General features: G+C 52.4%; 13 protein-coding genes and 1 pseudogene. 7 read left to right on the top strand and 7 right to left on the bottom strand.

Features of this window, described 5'->3' with window-relative positions; translation table 11 throughout:
- Nucleotides 1-270 precede the first annotated feature (270 nt).
- On the top strand, nucleotides 271-1,254 hold the full coding sequence (locus tag KOR42_RS08085) for a glycosyltransferase family 2 protein (RefSeq protein ID WP_146508647.1): 984 nt from the start codon (nucleotides 271-273) through the stop codon (nucleotides 1,252-1,254).
- A 95-nt stretch (nucleotides 1,255-1,349) separates the two neighbouring features.
- Complete coding sequence (locus tag KOR42_RS08080) at nucleotides 1,350-2,159, top strand: HEAT repeat domain-containing protein (protein ID WP_146508645.1); 810 nt, start codon at nucleotides 1,350-1,352, stop codon at nucleotides 2,157-2,159.
- Between the two features lie 43 nt (nucleotides 2,160-2,202).
- Here KOR42_RS08080 and KOR42_RS08075 read toward each other — a convergent pair whose 3' ends face one another.
- The gene (locus KOR42_RS08075; protein ID WP_146508643.1) at nucleotides 2,203-3,015 is read right to left on the bottom strand and encodes a hypothetical protein; all 813 of its coding nucleotides are present in this window, start codon (nucleotides 3,013-3,015) and stop codon (nucleotides 2,203-2,205) included.
- Nucleotides 3,016-3,684: 669 nt separating this feature from the next.
- Here KOR42_RS08075 and KOR42_RS08065 point away from each other — a divergent pair.
- A complete protein-coding gene (locus KOR42_RS08065) occupies nucleotides 3,685-6,282 on the top strand; it encodes a polynucleotide kinase-phosphatase (RefSeq protein WP_146508641.1) in 2,598 nt (865 codons plus the stop codon).
- Here the strand turns inward: KOR42_RS08065 and KOR42_RS08060 are convergent.
- Nucleotides 6,277-6,633 (bottom strand): annotated as a pseudogene (locus tag KOR42_RS08060) (SprT family zinc-dependent metalloprotease); the annotation flags it as partial. The gene KOR42_RS08065 and the pseudogene KOR42_RS08060 overlap by 6 nt on opposite strands.
- Nucleotides 6,634-6,692: 59 nt before the next feature.
- Here KOR42_RS08060 and KOR42_RS08055 point away from each other — a divergent pair.
- Complete coding sequence (locus tag KOR42_RS08055) at nucleotides 6,693-8,402, top strand: immunoglobulin domain-containing family protein (RefSeq protein WP_146508639.1); 1,710 nt, start codon at nucleotides 6,693-6,695, stop codon at nucleotides 8,400-8,402.
- Here the strand turns inward: KOR42_RS08055 and KOR42_RS08050 are convergent.
- Nucleotides 8,374-8,784, bottom strand: coding sequence for a hypothetical protein (locus tag KOR42_RS08050; RefSeq protein WP_146508637.1), 411 nt, complete (start codon nucleotides 8,782-8,784; stop codon nucleotides 8,374-8,376). The genes KOR42_RS08055 and KOR42_RS08050 overlap by 29 nt on opposite strands.
- 194 nt (nucleotides 8,785-8,978) lie before the next feature.
- Here KOR42_RS08050 and KOR42_RS08045 point away from each other — a divergent pair, with 194 nt between their 5' ends.
- Both KOR42_RS08045 and KOR42_RS08040 read left to right on the top strand, forming a co-directional pair.
- Entirely contained in the window at nucleotides 8,979-10,286 is a 1,308-nt protein-coding gene (locus KOR42_RS08045; protein ID WP_146508635.1) for a hypothetical protein, read from the top strand.
- Nucleotides 10,287-10,318: 32 nt separating this feature from the next.
- The gene (locus tag KOR42_RS08040; RefSeq protein WP_197440972.1) at nucleotides 10,319-11,848 is read left to right on the top strand and encodes a sialate O-acetylesterase; all 1,530 of its coding nucleotides are present in this window, start codon (nucleotides 10,319-10,321) and stop codon (nucleotides 11,846-11,848) included.
- 170 nt (nucleotides 11,849-12,018) lie between these two features.
- Here KOR42_RS08040 and KOR42_RS08035 read toward each other — a convergent pair whose 3' ends face one another.
- Nucleotides 12,019-12,912 (bottom strand): metallophosphoesterase family protein, encoded by an 894-nt coding sequence (locus KOR42_RS08035; RefSeq protein ID WP_146508633.1) that lies wholly within the window; start codon nucleotides 12,910-12,912, stop codon nucleotides 12,019-12,021.
- Nucleotides 12,909-14,132, bottom strand: a complete 1,224-nt coding sequence (locus KOR42_RS26505) for a CIA30 family protein (RefSeq protein WP_197440971.1) — start codon at nucleotides 14,130-14,132, stop codon at nucleotides 12,909-12,911. Before KOR42_RS26505 ends, KOR42_RS08035 begins: the two co-directional genes overlap by 4 nt.
- Nucleotides 14,133-14,324: 192 nt before the next feature.
- On the opposite strand from KOR42_RS26505, the gene KOR42_RS08025 reads away from it, so the two are divergent.
- Entirely contained in the window at nucleotides 14,325-15,938 is a 1,614-nt protein-coding gene (locus tag KOR42_RS08025) for a right-handed parallel beta-helix repeat-containing protein (RefSeq protein ID WP_146508631.1), read from the top strand.
- Nucleotides 15,939-15,980: 42 nt separating this feature from the next.
- On the opposite strand, the gene KOR42_RS08020 is transcribed toward KOR42_RS08025, so the two are convergent.
- Complete coding sequence (locus KOR42_RS08020) at nucleotides 15,981-16,163, bottom strand: hypothetical protein (protein WP_146508629.1); 183 nt, start codon at nucleotides 16,161-16,163, stop codon at nucleotides 15,981-15,983.
- Nucleotides 16,147-17,058, bottom strand: a complete 912-nt coding sequence (locus tag KOR42_RS08015; protein WP_146508627.1) for a helix-turn-helix domain-containing protein — start codon at nucleotides 17,056-17,058, stop codon at nucleotides 16,147-16,149. Before KOR42_RS08015 ends, KOR42_RS08020 begins: the two co-directional genes overlap by 17 nt.
- Nucleotides 17,059-17,132: the final 74 nt, after the last annotated feature.

Below are 17,132 nucleotides of genomic sequence, written 5' to 3'. Positions count from 1 at the left end.
AAACATCCAATCCACGACCCCCAAGCCGGATTCGACCTGAGAACAACCGGTGAGTATAGCCAATCTGGGAAACGGGCGTCTCGCAATCGAAGACTGGTCCAGGACATTTTCTGATTTGGTGTTCACTCACTCACTCTCACGAGCAAACTCAGCCTTTTATCTGACGAAAAAGTTCAAGCGAGTGCACAGGAAAGAGCAACTTGCTCTAGGAAGGATTCCGTGAAATGGTCTAGGCTTACCCATCTATCCATCGAGACTCAGGAGAAACTCATGTTGTCGATCGTCATTCCCGTGCTCAACGAAGAAGAGAGCCTGGTCGAATTGCACCGGCAGATTCTGGAAGCGTGCCAATCCAACGCCATCAATGTCGAAATCATTTTCGTTGACGACGGATCGACAGACAAATCCTGGTCCATTATCTCCAAGCTGGCAGATGAAGACCCGCGAGTTTTCGGCATTCGCTTCCGCAGAAACTTCGGAAAAGCCGCCGCTCTCACCGCCGGAATGAACGCGGTCAGCGGAAACGTCGTCATGATGATGGACGCAGACCTTCAAGATGACCCGGCTGAGATTCCGAACTTCCTCACGCAGATCGACAACGGATACGATGTCGTCAACGGCTGGAAAGAACGACGACTCGACCCGTGGCACAAGGTGTATCCAAGCAAAGTCTTTAACTGGATGGTCGGCCAACTGACCGGGCTCCACCTGCATGACCACAACTGCGGAATCAAAATGTTCCGACGGGAAGTGACTCAGGAAGTCCGACTCTACGGAGAAATGCATCGCTTCATCGCGGTTCTCGCTCACGCCCGTGGATTCAAGGTCGCCGAAGTCCCCGTTCACCATCGTCCCCGACAGTTCGGGCACTCCAAGTACGGAATCCGAAGATTCCTGAGAGGCTTCCTCGACCTGCTAACGGTCAAATTTCTCACCGGCTTCGGACAGCGACCACAACACATGCTCGGAGGAATCGGCCTCTTCTTCTTCGGCCTCGGAACCCTCGGTCTCGCCTACCTGGGACTGATGTGGGTCTTCATGAACGTCATTCCGATCTTCAGTCCATCCCCGATCGGCGGTCGACCACTTCTCCTCTACTCCGTCGCCTCCATGCTCCTCGGAGCCCAGGGAATCTCCCTCGGAATGCTCGCCGAACTGATCGTCGCCAACACCGGACGCGAACGCGACACCTACAGCGTCTCCGAACGCACCCCCCTCAGCAAAACCCGCGAACAAGAACCGACCGAGCATTAAGGAGCGGGCCCACCCGTCGCACAGAAGGGAACAGATCGACGAATTTTGTATCACGGACTGTCGTCGTAATTCCATAGACGCAGAAGTTAACGACCATGCATCGTTCAGAACTTAGCGTCAGCTTCTGTGAACGTGCGAACTCTGTCACTGAAAACTTTTGCACCAAGCTGAACGAGAAGCAATCTGGGTCGAAAGAGTGGCGAGTGTTTCTGACTGACGGCGCCGAAAGCCAAGACACGATCATTCAGATCTTGTCTTTTCAGGAAATTGGCGACAGTAATTGCAGTTCATGGATCGACTTTCTCAAAACCCAGGCGGAGAAAGCGAAAGATGCGACCGTCCTCTGCAGCATCTTCGTTGCATTAGCAAAACTGCGAGGACTTCAGTTCGATGACTTCGTCCAGCTACTCAATGATCCAGACATAAGTCGCCGCAGCGCCGCCATCGTTGCAGTTGAAGTACTGCCCGAAAAGCAGGCTGTAGAACTCTTCCTGTTCGTTCTTCGACACGATCCAGATGCGTCACAGAAGCAAGCAGCTGCAATCCGACTCGCTCGGCTTGGCCGCCACGATGGAGAATCACCGCTGCTTGATTGCATCGAGCGAGGCTCCTTCGCCGAAAGAACAAAGGCAGCATACGCACTGAGCCTGCTTGGCAATCCAGTCGGTGTCAGATTTCTTCTGGAGACGATTCACACAGCCTCTAGCCTTTCACCTGTTGAGTTAAGCGTGCTTACTTTCCATTTAACCGCAATGCTTTACGAATCGAACATTGCCCTGCCGGAACTCGGCGAGAGACGAGAAATCCCTGTCGATGAGATCCTGAATTTGTCGAAACAGTTTCTGAAAGAGAAGCTCAGGAACTCTTCGTCGAAAGACAATCGCCCATCGACTTACTTCGAATAATGACACCATCACTTCTCTCCAGACACATCAAGGCTGAGTTATTTCACTCGATGCCGTCAGCTGAATCTGCAGTGATTGCCAGCACTCCGCCAACCACATTTGATAAATATTGACCTAAAAACTGCTCAAAGCTGCCTTTAACTTCAACGAAGACTCCTTGGTCAAAATCCATCCAAGCGATGCGTCTGTCGCGATAAATCAATAAATCGGCATTGTATGCAAATGCGAGAATAGTCGCTCCATCCCAACTCGCAAACCCCTCAAACTCTGAAATGTTTGGCAACAATGATGTGTCGACTCTAACAATAGTGTCGTTCCTGGAGCTAAAGCTCAACGCGCCATTAGAGAGGCCGGAGAACCTGTCGAAAAAGTCCAACAGAAACTCATCTCCCTTGACTTCAAAAGAATCAAACCGTTCACTGGAGGCTCCTGCCTTTTCCGGAAGATCTAAATACCATAGATCCGTAACCACTCCATCACCTGAGCCAATTCTTGCAAGCCTGACACCATTAATAGTTTTCCCAACAACAATCGAAAGAGGTTCGAAACAACCTAAGAAGTCACCTAATTCGGTTAGCACCTGAAACTGAGTACCATTCCACTTGGCGACCAAGCCTGCTCGCACATCTTTTCGCGACTTCCCAATTACTTCGCAATTAAAGAATTTGTGCAGTGTTTTCAATTTTCCGTGAACTCTAGCATCAACGGGAATGATAAACTCATATGCATCACTACTTGCGTCGTCTGAGTCAAACGAATTGAACATCCCCCTTCTTGCTATTCCTCCATAGTCAGACCGACTTGCCTCTTCACGAAGTGAACCTACAGTGATCTTTGGTCTTTCATGATGTGGCATTCTAACCCCCGATCTTTTTGGTTGACCATATGAGATGTTAGTAGAAGAATCAAATTCACCGCTGGGTGGCCCGGCCGAGATCGGCTGGGTTGCGTAGCAACAAGATGCTTCTTCGTCCGGTTTCTAACACTATCCGACGACAAATTCATCATCCGCCTCCAGCCCCGGAGGCCATTTGATCGGAACACCAACGGCGAGTGTGAGATGCATGCCCAAGCAACCGAGGGCATGGCACCCGCGCTCAGCTCCCGCGTAAAATCATGCCGCAAGGCCCCCAAGGGCCTGCGAGAGAATTTTGAACGCATCTTGCATTGTTGAAAACATCTCTGGAATCTGAGATGAGAATGCGCTAAAATCTGGTGATGAGTGATTCCCCACGAACGAATGTGTTGTTGGAAGTGGCAAAGCTGTCGCTTCGGATTGGACGCAAGTATCACCAAATCGAGCGAAGCCATGATCTATGTGGCTTCCATTGGTCGCATGCTCCGCCGCTTAGCTCCTTCACCCAACCAAGCTCCGTTCAAATACCGACTTACAGCATGAAGAGGATTCCGGATAGGCTCTTAGACACCGGTACTGCCGATCGATTCGCAATTAGTACATCAACCCATCAAGAAAGAAGACGGTGGCTGTTCTGGAAGAAAGAAGCAAAGCCGCTGATTTGGTGATATGAACATCAAAATTCCCAACCTGTCACTCGTCGTCCTCATCGGTGCCAGCGGTTCCGGCAAAAGTACGTTTGCACGCAAGCACTTTCTTTCAACCGAAGTGATCTCGTCCGACTATTGTCGTGGACTTGTCAGCAATGACGAAAACGATCAGTCAGCGACAAGGGATGCATTCGACCTGCTGCACTACATCGTGGAGAAGCGATTGGCACGAGGTCATCTCACGGTCATTGATGCGACGAACGTGCAAAAAGAATCTCGCCAACCGCTGGTAGCACTTGCACGCAAGTACCACTGCCTACCTGTTTCCATCGTGCTGAACGTGCGAGAAGAAGTTTGCCACGAGCGGAACCGTGATCGACCAGATCGGGACTTTGGACCACACGTCGTGAGGAATCAGAAGTCACAACTCAGGCGGTCACTGAAGGGTCTGAAACGTGAAGGGTTTCGTCATGTCATTGTGATTGACGATGTAGAGAAGATCGAGACAGCAACTATCGAACGAGTTCCACTGTGGAACGACAAACGGGACGAACATGGTCCGTTCGACATCATCGGAGACATTCACGGTTGTTGCGATGAACTCGAAGGGCTCTTGAGGAGTCTTGGATATATTCGCATTGAAAAAGAACTCGACCCTCTTTGGGGCGACCAAGTCTTCGAGCATCCAGAAGGGCGTAAAGCTGTTTTTGTTGGGGATCTGGTTGATCGTGGCCCACGTGTCCTCGATGTCACTCGGCTTGTACGGAACATGGTGGAAAACGGCAGCGGCATTTGTGTCCCCGGAAACCACGATGTGAAACTGCTTCGCAAACTCAACGGCAAGAACCCACAACTGACGCACGGTCTGGCTGAAACGGTGAGTGAAATCGACGCATTGGACGACGATATTCGTGAGCCATTCTGCAAAGAACTCGCAACTTTTATCGACGGTCTTGTGAGTCATTACGTCTTGGATGATGGAAAACTGGTCGTTGCCCACGCTGGGATGAAAGAGGAAATGCAGGGGCGAGGCTCTGGGAAAGTTCGTGAATTCGCATTGTATGGTGAAACAACTGGGGAAACCGACGAGTTTGGATTGCCTGTCCGGTTCAACTGGGCTGCGGAGTATCGAGGAGAAGCGGCGGTTGTCTATGGCCATACTCCTATTCCTGAAGCGGAGTGGTTGAACAATACGGTCTGCATTGATACCGGCTGCGTGTTTGGAGGCAAGCTGACCGCCCTCCGTTATCCAGAACGGGAATTCGTTTCGGTTCCAGCCAAAGCGACGTACTGCGAGCCTGCACGTCCATTCCTGGAAGATGGTGACGCTCCCACACGTTCGTTCCAGCAGGAACTCGATGACACTCTCGATGCTGCTGATGTGATCGGGAAACGGATCATTTCAACTCGGCTGCAACGGAACGTGACCATCAGGGAGGAAAATGCGATTGCCGCATTGGAGGTCATGAGCCGCTTTGCCGCCAACCCTAAGTGGCTGATCTATTTGCCCCCAACCATGTCGCCATGCGAAACATCGAACGAGGAAGGAATGCTCGAACATCCTGCCGAAGCGTTTCGCTATTTCCTCGGTCAAGGAATCTCTCACGCTATTTGTGAAGAGAAGCACATGGGATCACGGGCTGTCGTAGTTGTCTGCCGTGATGCCGAAGCGGCTCGGCAACGATTCGGAATTCAAGAAAACGAGTCAGGAATCATCTACACAAGAACAGGACGGAAGTTCTTCAATGACGAAACACTTGAGACAGAGTTGATTGATCGACTCAGAAATGCTCTTGATCGATCTGGCTTCTGGGAAGAATTCAACACGAGTTGGGTCTGCTTCGACTGCGAACTGATGCCTTGGTCGGCAAAGGCTCAAGAGTTGTTGCGATCACAATATGCCGCTGTTGGAGCAGCAGGAAGTTCCTCGTTACCTCAAGTCACTTCCGCACTTTCAATGGCGGAATCGAGACTGAATGGCGGTGAGCAGGACAAGATCTCCGGTTTTCGGGAGCGATTTGACAGCAAGCTGACCGCTGTTGATCGGTTCGTGACTGCCTATCGTCAATACTGCTGGCCGGTCGAGTCGATCAGTGATTATAAGCTGGCTCCCTTCCACATTCTTGCCACGGAAGGAAAGGTCCACGTCGATCAGAACCACCAATGGCACATGGAAGCGATTGCAAAGTTGTGCCGTGAAGACGAACAAGTATTGTTGGCGACAAGTTGCAAGACAGTTGACCTCACGGACTCAGACTCGACAAGTGCCGCCACCGAGTGGTGGGTGAATTTGACGGTAGCCGGTGGTGAGGGAATGGTCATCAAACCATTGGACTGGATCAACCGAGGCAAGAAAGGTCTTGTTCAGCCCGCCGTGAAATGTCGTGGCAAGGAATATCTTCGCATTATCTACAGCCCCAATTACGATGCCGATGAAAATCTTTCCCGGCTGAGAAATCGCAGCCTTGGACGAAAACGTTCTCTTGCACTTCGGGAGTTCGCTCTCGGCATTGAGTCATTGGAGCGATTTGTGCGGAAGGAGCCGCTCCGAAGAGTCCACGAATGTGTCTTCGGCGTGCTGGCACTGGAAAGCGAACCAGTCGATCCAAGACTATGACTCGATGGCCTGTTCATCGACTCGCATCCCGCAGATCGTGCAGTGCAGCAACTCTCCTCGTTTGAGTGCGGCAAAGTCTCGCCTGCTGACATGGCAACGACCCTGCTTCTTACATTCCCGAACGTGAAAGAAGTTGATGCCAGCGAGATCAATCTTGTGCGTGACTTCTGGCTCCATGCCGCAGTTCGCCATTGCCTGCCGCCACTCGATGCCGTGCGGTTTGATTTCAAGACCGTGCAGGTGGTAGGCGACGATGTGGCAGACTTCGTGGATGACCGTCTCCCGACGCTGCTCCGATGACGCTCGTTCCCAGATCATTGGACTGATGCGAATCCGTCCACGAGGCGGACAGACTCCGTATCCGGCGTCGGCGAACTTCCGAGTAAACCGCTTGTTCCAACGAACTCGAAGTGCCGCTCACAACGGACATTGCCGGAAAGAAAGATGCTCATGCGGTTCGACTGGATCGCGAAGCATCCGACGCGATCAAGAAGTCCAAGCTGCACCGGAAGGTTGCCTCGGCGATTTTCTTTGAGTCGAACGGAGGCATGAGCCAATCGAAGGCAGTTGCAACGCTCCCGGAAATCCGGGCGGCGGTGGGCACCCCTGACCTCAACATGGTCGACGTCGAAAATGTGCTCGAAGGATTGGTGGGAAGTTGTTATTACCTCAACTGGGAAAAAAACCACTACCGCTTTGGACTGACTCCCAACCTGAATCAGATTCTGGTAACTCGCCGTGGTGCTGTTCAGGGAAAAGAGATCAACGAACGTATCAAGCAGGACACGCAGGAACTTTTCAACAAGGGAACCAAAGCTCTCGACCGTCGATTTTTTCCTGAACGCAGCAACGATGTCCCGAATCGTCCCGTCCTGACACTGGCTGTAATGGGACTGGACCATCTTGTAGGAGATCGTTCGACTGAAAAGTTGCTTGAAACGATTGTACGTGAGTGTGGTACGTCTGGTCGGACTTACAAATCAGCCTTGCTGTTCGCCGTTCCCGATTCCGCAGACGCGATCCACGATGCCACACGTGATGTGTTGGCCTGGGAGGCGATCGAAGACGACACCGACACTCGCAAACAGTTGGATGAAGGTCAGGAGCGTCTTCTTAAGAAGAACCTTGGGCGTGCGAAGTCCGACATGAAAGAGGCTATCTGGCGAACGTACCGCTACCTGTTTCTGCTTGGCAAAGACAACAAGCTGCGACAGATCGACCTTGGTCAGATCACATCGAGCCAGGCCAACAGCCTTGTGGAGTTGTATGTCAATGAGTTGAGCCGGACGGATGAGATCACTCCCGGCGTTGGTGCCAACAAGCTACTGAAGTACTGGCCGCCGGCGCTGAATGAATGGTCCACAAAGGGAGTTCGCGATGCGTTCTTCTCGTCTCCGCGGTTGCCCAGGCTGCTCGATGCTGATGCCATCAAGCGGACGATCGCGGACGGAGTCAGCCAGGGAACGCTCGGATTGGCCACGAAGGATGCGTCGGGGCAGCTCAAGCTGTCTTGCTTCAACGAGAGTCTGAGCGAATCCGATTTGGACCTCGCGGATGACGTGTTCGTTCTGAAGGCAGAAGATGCCCGGAAACTTCTGGAGCCCCCTCATCTTGATCGTATTGGCATTCGGCCGAGCAACGTTGTGCTGAAGCCCGGCGAACAGGCTTCGTTCACTTGCAGCGGAGTCGACCAGTACAGTGAGCCATTTGGCATGGGGGCGGTCGCGTGGTCAGCAAACGGCGGCAGCATCAGTGAAGACGGCCTTTATGAGGCTGCCAAGGAAACTGGCGGGGGATTATTTACAGTCAAAGCAGTTGTCGATGGACAAGAGGCAATTGCAGAAGTCCGTGTTACGATTCCCGGGAAACCAGGCGGCGGTGGCGATTCTAGCCCTGAGCCAGCAGGAAAGACGATCCGATGGCAGGGCGAGGTGCCGCCACAGAAATGGATGAACTTCTACACGAAGGTGCTCAGCCGTTTTGCCTCGTCTCCGGGACTGAAATTACAGGTCACATTCGAAGTTCCAGCCGACGGCGATCCCGGCCAGACCAAGGCCGACGAAGCGCGTTCCGGCTTGAAGGAGTTGGGGCTCAGCGACGATGTGCAGTTTGGCTCGTAATCTTCATTGCTGTCCACTTTTTCCTCTGTTCGAACCACGACACTTCCGCGGCGACCGGTCGCAGCATCTTTTCGGTGATCGGATCGCGGCCGTTGGTGACCCGGGGCAGAAATAGCAGCTGTTCCTGGATGTCTGGAGCGAGATGCAGCAGGTTCATGATCTGTGTCATGCGGGGCTGTGTGACGTGAGCGAGGCGGGCGAGTTCTGAACGATCTGTAATGATGCCAGTCGTGATGAGACCATCGAATTTGATTGCCAGTGCCATCAATCGCGATACCCGTGGAATTCTTCCGCTGGGAACGGCTGCCTGCTCCCGTTCGCTACGACGCCGTCGTCCTCGAGTTCCAACATCGATTTGGACCGTTCGTTTGACCTGCATCATTCTCGTTCCTCGGTCTTCGCATGCGAATACGGCTCGACATACTTGCGTCCAATCCGAAGCGACAGCTTTGCCACTTCCAACAACACATTCGTTCGTGGGGAATCACTCATCACCAGATTTTAGCGCATTCTCATCTCAGATTCCAGAGATGTTTTCAACAATGCAATACGGAGTCTGAATAGGAGAAATTATTTATGCCGCGAAGTGAATACGAAGGCGTTATCGAAAGAACAGCAGGGATGGTCCAGGACCAAACTGTGCAGCGCATGGCAAAGAAACATGGGCTGCATGTTCTTGATGTGACCTGGGAGGATACGGCTCGATTTGACGATTCTGCCGTAGGCCCAAACATCAGTGACATGACGATTCAGGTGCAGCATCGAGTGTCAGGGCAGAGCGGCTATCAGCTCAGTTGCATGCCGGTGATTCGCTACCCCAACTTCAGCGACATCAGTGGCGACATTCCGATGGACGAGTTCTTTGTCCTGGTCGGAAACGAACGTGGCGAGGATTTGACGAAAGTCAGCTTGCGAGAATTGTTGGGTGACTTGCGCAACTATCTTCACGAACCGAAGAGTTGGAGCGGTGACTGCCAATCATTATTGGCGGAGGAACGTGACAGCCATGTCCTTGTCAGTGCGCAAGCCTGTTTTCTACCGATCCCGAAGAATGGGATCGCCGAATTTAATCCGGTTCTATTTAACTATCAGTCGTACGAAGGTGACCCTGCTGTCCTGACAATCTTAGCGACTCGTGAAGGCACCTCAGTCACAGTTATCGACAATGAACGTGATGGCTTCGAAGCCGGTCAAACATGGGGCCAGCGACTCTTCTTCAACCAGAATGGTGAAAGAGCGAATTTGACGGGCCAAAGAAAAAGTGACTTTATAGCTGCATTCGTGCTAGAGAGTTCAGTTGATGAAGTTCCAAAGTCTCAAGACAACCACGAAGAAGGGTTGAATCTGGTTCTACTCGTCCAAGTTCCCCTCAAACAAAAAGAACCCCAGCACTCAGCTTGGGAAGATGATACATGTGTTATGTATTCAATGGCCGCGCCAACTGGTGGAAGTGATGTCGAAGAAGCGGTCATTGGGCATGGGGAAGTTGAAGGACCATTCACAGAGATCGACGATTTGGACATCGAACGCGATGACCGTTATCCAGTACGAGTGACCGTTCAGTTCTACAAAGCGACCAGCAATGGGGTGGTTTCTGAACAAGACATGGCTGAGATTGCAGTGCAGATCAACAAGGTCTATCAGCAGTCAGATTACATCGGCAGCCTGGTCGTCGATGGACAAGTCGGTCGGCCGACCGAACACGCAGGCTCACATTCCGAACCACCGGACTGGTGGGAAAACTTTTGGCAACGCCACTTTGCTAATACGGGACAGACCAGAGATGATGTGATGGAGATGCTCGAACGATTGCTGGGTGAGAACTGGAGAACTGCTTCACAAGAATCTGCGGAACAAGCAATTCAGGAGTCTGAAAGTGAGTAACGTCTGTGTGTGAACTGAAACCAGAGTGGAAGATGAGTAAGTCGAACTTGCCGCAATTCATAATTCTCGTTGTGTTGATGCTACTCGGAATCGCGCCAGACGCGGTGAGCGCTGAGTTGCGTGTTGCCGGGATTTTAACGGATCACATGGTGCTACAACGGGATCAACCGATTCACGTCAGGGGCTGGACCGAAGTTGGCGACGCTGTCACCGTAACTTTTGCTGATCAAACAAAACAAGCCACCTCCGACAAGAATGGCAAATGGTCTGTCACCTTTGAGCCGTTCGCAGCAAGTCTCCAGGGGCGACTACTGAGAATCAAAAGCGGCGAGGAGTCGATCGTGATCAACGATGTCCTCGTCGGCGAAGTCTGGCACGCGAGCGGTCAATCGAACATGGCCATGACAGTCGGAGCCATGTCCCGTGAACTGGAAACCGTCAAAGATGACATTGCCGAGGCAGATTATCCAGGAATCCGATTCTGTCGTATCAACGAGCCCGAGAGTCCTGAACCGCTGACCGATTTGAGAAAGCCGGTCGACTGGATTGTCTGTCAACCAAAGACGGTTTCGCGATTCTCCGGCGTTGCGTTCTATTTTGCTCGCCGGCTAAATGCTGAGTTGAATGTGCCCATCGGTGTGATTGATACATCGCGGGGTGGAACACCGATCGAACCATTCATTCCCAGGTCAGCGTTTGATTCTCATTCCACTTTGAAGAAAGAATTGGAACTCGGCGATCGGGAAGACCTTGTAGGCATCTGGAAGTTGCCGGGAGGTGTCCGCGCCCGCGATGCCAACTGGTTGCCCGGACGGCTCTTCAATTCTCGAATGGCTCCAATCAGTCGTTTTTCTGTGCGAGGAACGATCTGGTACCAAGGAGAATCTAACAGCGGCGTTCAGGAAGATCCCCGAGACTATCAGCATAAAATGCGAGCGTTGATCAATGGCTGGCGACAGGAATTCGGCAACGAGAAGATGCCTGTTTATTTTGTCCAGCTACCGGGGAGTGGTGCTGGAGAAGGCTGGCCTTACCTGAGAGGACAACAACGGCTGGCTGCCGATCTTCCTCACACCGGTATGGTGGTGACCATTGACATTGATGGCGAAGGGATACACCCGCCGAACAAGATCGATGTCGGTCACCGACTCGCCCGCTGGGCATTGGCCAAGAATTACGGCAAGCGACTCGCATTCAGTGGTCCCATGTTTGATCGACAAGAGATTCACGGGAAGAAAATCATCATTCATTTCCTTCATGGCGAAAGCGGTTTGATGATCGCCAAAAAGGAAGGCCTCGCGAAACCTGTCGAAGTACTCGATGAAGAGCTGTTGAACTTCGAAATCACAGATGCATCTGGTGACTGGCAGCCGGCCATCGCTACCATCGTGGGCAAAACAGTCATTGTGACCAACACGAAAGTTTCCTCTCCCATTGCCATCCAATACGCCTACGCAGTCTCTCCTGAAAACTGCAATCTGTATAACCATGCCGGTCTCCCAGCATCGCCATTCTGCTCGCTGCCCGACCTGCTGACTTACGATCCAAAGCTGCCGGAATAGATCGAACAACGTCACACTCAGCGAAACTTCGAGAGGTGGATGCTACGCCGCCTTCAAACAGTAGTGCTTTAGCAGACCACCGATCCGTTCATTGAGTGAGACTTCGGAACTTCGATTGTGTCATGGTGGCTGGCACGCTTTGCAGGAGGAGTTTTGTTTCCAATTCGGTTTCAGAATGTCCATTCATAATCGTGCTGCTTGTGAAAACCGGTAAGTCGGATGGTCCCGTCAGTAAATACATCCATCGTTGAGTATCCGTTGTTCTCGGTCCCTGAGCCTTCGACCATTGCTCTTTGAACGCAATAGTGGATGCCGTTGATCTCTTTCAGGTCGTTCTTGTGGCTGTGTCCCTGGAAGACGGCAAGGACCTGACCTGACTCCTCCAACACTTTTCGCACTTCGGCTGCGTTCTTGACGCCGTAGTTATTACTCACATCAAGTCGCTGGTGGATGAACACAACGGCCTTGCCACTGGCTTGTTTGAGGTCAGCGCTCAGCCACTCTACCTGATCCTTTGGAATGTTCGGATCGGTCCACTTGAAATTCTTGCGACCATACGGCTTTCCGTCGCTACGGAAGCAGGCATCGAGGACGACAAAATGAAATCCCCCCGCGTCAAATGAGTAGTGAGAATTCTCCTGTCCGACGCCGTCTAGGAACTCGTCCTTGGTGAGCGTGTGCACGCAATGATTGCCGAGGACGTAGTGCTTCTGGCCGGGCAGCGCCGCAAACTCCTTGTTGACCCGCTTGAGATAGCCCTTCTCAGTTTCGACGGAATCGGCGGCATCGATGAAGTCGCCCAACTCGACGATGTGATCGGGTTGGTCTTGCTGGAATTGCATAGCCGCTTCCTCCAGCTTCGCAAGCGTCTCTCGATAGTGCCGTGATCCGGCAGGCTTCTTGTCGGCATAGTGCATGTCCGTGACGAGTCCGACTTTGACGCTGGGTTTCGTCTCTTTTGCAAAGAGATCTCGCGTACTCATCGCTGTTGTCGCCAGGACGAGTGCCCCGTTCTTTAGAAAGGCTCGTCGTCCCAAGCCGGTGGCATCTGTATGTTGCGTCATTGGGTTTCTTTCTCTTTTTGATCGAATTTGTACCCGGCTTGTTCATCAGGGAAGGCTATCTTGCCGCCACCCGTGCAGCCCTTGTCCTTCTCGCAGCGGCCGCTCCCGACGAGGAGCCGATTACCGGACATCCCCACGATTCCCAGCGAGCAGTCCAGCGCGTATCGGCCCTTCATTTGGAATTTTGGATCGGTCACGAGTAAGACCGTTGGATCGCCGTAGCAACCAAACCACCAGCGGTCGTGGGCGAATGTTGCCGTCTGAATACCCAAATGGGTGTGACCGCTTTTGATGACATGCTTTTTCACAAACTTGAAATCGCTATCGTACTCATAGACGTAATTCTCTGCGACGCCATCCGGTAGCCCACCTACAACGAAGAATTGCTCATCTCGGTAACCGATGCCGCCTGCACCGTGAAAGACTTCTTGCGTCTCATGCCGGGTCAGTTCCTGGAGCGTGGCAGCATCGTAGACATAGACCCATGAGTCGGCGTTGCCCTTGGGGGCGTTGAACTTGCCGAGATTGACGGCGACGTAGAGCTTGCCTTCGTGAAAGCAGAGGTCGCCGTGGTGGTTGGCGACGGAGACTTTCTTCAAGAATTTGCCCTTCATGTCCGTCTTGACGAGGGTCGTGGTGAACGACCAGTAGATCGCTTCCTCGTCATTACAGATTCCTTGCAGATGACGCTGGTACGTCCCTTCGCATTGAACCTTGAACGTGTCTCCGCGGGCGTTACCGACCTTGACCCACTCAACCCCCAACTTAAATGGACCGGCCTTTTTGTCACCCAACAAGATTCCAAGCCCGTTCACTTCCGTGGGGTCAAGTTTCTGATTCTTCACGACACGCCCGAATGACGTGGCGACGAAATCGTCGAGCGGAAGTCTGATTTCAGTCCACTCATCTTTCTTCGTTTCAAACGATGCTCGGTAAGAGAATGCGACGCGTCGTCTGGGAACATACAAGTTCATCGAATACCGCCGTCCATCGCCACGAACTCTGAGGATCAACTCCTCGCCTTCTGTGAGGTTGAGATTTGTGGCCCGCGTTCGCACTGAAGCAAATCCACCGTTGTTCTCCAAGGACAGTGTTCCGAAGAACTGCATCGTGTTGTCTTCGGTGATTTTGAACTGGCCAACTGAGCGACCACCCATCACGCCATCATTGACGGTCTGCCACGTCTTGACAGCATCGTCGGCGTCGAAGTCGAATAGCATACGATTTACTTCCTCAGCTCGGAGAGTCGTAGCTGCAAAGCAAAACAATGCAAACATTACTCGCAAGATCATGTTGAATTTCCAGCGTGAAAAAGGATTGCGGAATACATGATTCTACCGATCCATCGTTCTGCCCGATAGAATTAAATAATTATCCCGACATCGAAGTAGTCAGCATGAGGAGAGGCACGTATGAAAATGGCGCTGTTCGATTCGATTCTTGTAGCTGCCGCAGCTTTCGTGAGTCATCCGGCCACACTACTTACGGTGCATCTCGTCAGTTTCTCGTCTTCAGCTGTCGCTGAAACGATCATGGTGCCCAAAGATCACCAGACGATTCAAGCTGCCATCAACGCTGCCCACGCCGGCGATACAGTATTAGTGGCGGCAGGAACTTATCAAGAGCGGCTACGCCTTACAGCGCACATCACCCTTCGTAGCACTGGCGAGAACACTAAGGGCAAACTCGGCCTAGCACGGACCGAAGCCACGATCATTGATGGCGGTGGCGACAATGGTGACCGGCCCGGTGTCATGATGGCCGAAGGCAGTCGGCTTGACGGCTTCACTGTCACGAATGTCGGCATCTATGACCAGACAACGTGGCAAAAACATTTCGACTCGCAGGGCGAAGACCTTAGAGATGACGAGGGGGCAGCGCAGTCCGAAGGAACGATAGCCGCAATCAGCGTGCGAGGCGTCCACTGCACCGTCACCAATAACATCATCCACCATAACGGCGACGTTGGTATTTCTGTTAGCGGTGGTGAAGGCCAACGTATCAATCCGCTCATTACAGGGAACATTTCCTATCGCAACCTCGGAGGCGGCATTGGGGTTGCGGATCGTGCCGAAGCAATCATCAGATCGAACCGCTGCTTTGAGAACCTGCGGGCGGGAATCGGTTGTCGGAATTCGAGTCCCCTTGTTGTTGACAATGTGTGTTATTCAAACATCCGGGCAGGGATCGGGTGTCGAGAAAAAGCGGCACCTGTTGTGCGTGGCAACACCTGCTACCAAAACCGGCGCGCGGGTATCGGCATAAGAATGAAAGGGACGGCTCCCATCATCGAGAAGAATGAGTGTTACGAAAACCACATGGCAGGAATCGGCACCCGAGACGGAGCCACACCGATCATTCGACGCAATAAGTGTTACAAAAACAAAATGGCGGGAATCGGCTGCGATGGCTCCCAACCGCTGATCGTAGGCAACCAATGTCGGGAAAATGAAATGGCTGGAATCGGGCTGAGAGAGACTACTCAAACAATCATACAAGACAACATCTGTATTGAAAATAAATTGGTGGCGATCGGCGTCACGGCAGGTTCAACAGCAACCATCGTGGGCAATCGACTTGTGCGAACGGGTGGGATGCCGCCCGTTATTGCTGTTCGACAAGGCTCCACGGCGACAATTCAAAACAACAAAATCGAGAAAGGCGGCGTGGCGGGCATACTGGTCGAAGGCACGGCCACGATCACGGGAAATACCTTCGAGGGAGTTGGTGAAAAACAAAGAACCGCCGTTTGGGTGTGGCAAGGCTCAACCGTCAACGTCTCATCCAATTCAATCGACGGCTATCGGTCAGTGGTGAACGCCGTCAATTCCGTTGTCGTGGTGACCAAGAATACCGTGTCAAGATTCCGAGGCCCGGCCATCATAGTCAAAGACAGCACAACCCCAGCACACGTATACGGCAACACAGCAATTACGACCGAAGAACACGCAAAGGCCGTTCAGATTCAGGGATTGACAGGAATCGTCTCAAACAACCAAATCAAACCCCCGGCGAAACAAGAGTGAGGCCATTCGGCTCGATTCTGACGGTTCCGAGAGGATAACTTTCTACGCCGCCCTAAGAGAATAATGCTTCAGCAGACCACCGAGTCGTTCGTTGCAGTGAAGCTGGAACTTCTGGTCATCAGGATCGACTTCAGTATTCTCGCCATCAGATCGTTTGATCAACAGTTGGTTCTCCTTCGACTGGTGCGGTCGTTCCTCGTGGTAGTGCTCAACTGCCTCGGCCACGATGTGGTCCATGTGCTGTTCGCCGAAGATGATGAAGTGATCCAGCACTTCCTGCTGCAACGTCTGAATGTACCCGTTCCACGAATGCGTTCGTGTTTGGTGATCGGAACGCTGTCTGTTTCATCTCCGCGCCAGCCTGATCGAACACGGCATCGAATGATGCTGTAAATTTCGTGTCCCGGTCGTGCATCAACATTTCGATGTCGAGATCGCTCTCTTTCACGTGATCCAGAAACGCAACTGCCTGCTGTTTTACCCACTCCTCGTTCGGATGAAACGTCGATGGCGTGATGTAGACACGACGTGATTCCACGTTCAGAAAGACGAGAATGTAAAGATCCCGAAAGCCTTTCAGAGTTAGAGCTTTCTTGGCGTAGAAGTCGCATTGCCAGAGCGTCGATGCGTGCTGTTTCAGGAAGTCGTCCCAAGTGCCCTCACCACGCTTTGGTCCCGGATCGAGTCCATTTTGCTTCAGGATGTTCTTGATTGTGTTGCGAGACGGGGGCGTGATTCCGAGCTTCTTCAACTCGCCCATGATCCGGGTGTACCCCCAATCATTTTCACGAGCCATCTTCAGAACCAGCTCACGTATCTCTTCCCTGGTTTTCGGACGTCCACGTTTCGCCACCGACTTCTTGACGCCACTGGCCGCCTCACGAATCCAGCGTCTGATGGTACCGGGATGAGCGATTGAGGTCAGTTCATTCAACGCTGATCCGAGCTTCGCTGCAAACTTGGCAATTCGGTTCTTCTCCTTTTGCGAGAACGTCAATCGCTTGGGCAATTTGCCTCGCAGGATTTCATTTTCAACTTTCAGGTAACGAACCTGCCGAGCGAGCTCCTGCTGGGTCGCTCCGGCAATCAAGAGCATCAAAGACTGGTAAACATTCTTCATCGTGCTAAACTCGAAATAAGCGGTAAATCACAGGGAAATCTATTTTTTGCACCCCGATGATGACCTTTGAGAAG

The sequence above is a fragment of the Thalassoglobus neptunius genome, assembly GCF_007859735.1.
Lineage (GTDB): Bacteria > Planctomycetota > Planctomycetia > Planctomycetales > Planctomycetaceae > Thalassoglobus > Thalassoglobus neptunius.
Note: the sequence above shows the minus strand (reverse complement) of the source record. Positions and strands in the feature narration are given on the sequence as shown.

Coding starts and splice junctions, on each gene's coding strand:
- KOR42_RS08045 (WP_146508635.1), top strand. CDS start 8,979: ATGCCGCGAAGTGAATACGAAGGCGTTATCGAAAGAACAGCAGGGATG.
- KOR42_RS08050 (WP_146508637.1), bottom strand. CDS start 8,784: ATGATGCAGGTCAAACGAACGGTCCAAATCGATGTTGGAACTCGAGGA.
- KOR42_RS08040 (WP_197440972.1), top strand. CDS start 10,319: ATGAGTAAGTCGAACTTGCCGCAATTCATAATTCTCGTTGTGTTGATG.
- KOR42_RS08035 (WP_146508633.1), bottom strand. CDS start 12,912: ATGACGCAACATACAGATGCCACCGGCTTGGGACGACGAGCCTTTCTA.
- KOR42_RS08065 (WP_146508641.1), top strand. CDS start 3,685: ATGAACATCAAAATTCCCAACCTGTCACTCGTCGTCCTCATCGGTGCC.
- KOR42_RS08015 (WP_146508627.1), bottom strand. CDS start 17,058: ATGAAGAATGTTTACCAGTCTTTGATGCTCTTGATTGCCGGAGCGACC.
- KOR42_RS08080 (WP_146508645.1), top strand. CDS start 1,350: ATGCATCGTTCAGAACTTAGCGTCAGCTTCTGTGAACGTGCGAACTCT.
- KOR42_RS08085 (WP_146508647.1), top strand. CDS start 271: ATGTTGTCGATCGTCATTCCCGTGCTCAACGAAGAAGAGAGCCTGGTC.
- KOR42_RS08025 (WP_146508631.1), top strand. CDS start 14,325: ATGAAAATGGCGCTGTTCGATTCGATTCTTGTAGCTGCCGCAGCTTTC.
- KOR42_RS08075 (WP_146508643.1), bottom strand. CDS start 3,015: ATGCCACATCATGAAAGACCAAAGATCACTGTAGGTTCACTTCGTGAA.
- KOR42_RS26505 (WP_197440971.1), bottom strand. CDS start 14,132: ATGCTATTCGACTTCGACGCCGACGATGCTGTCAAGACGTGGCAGACC.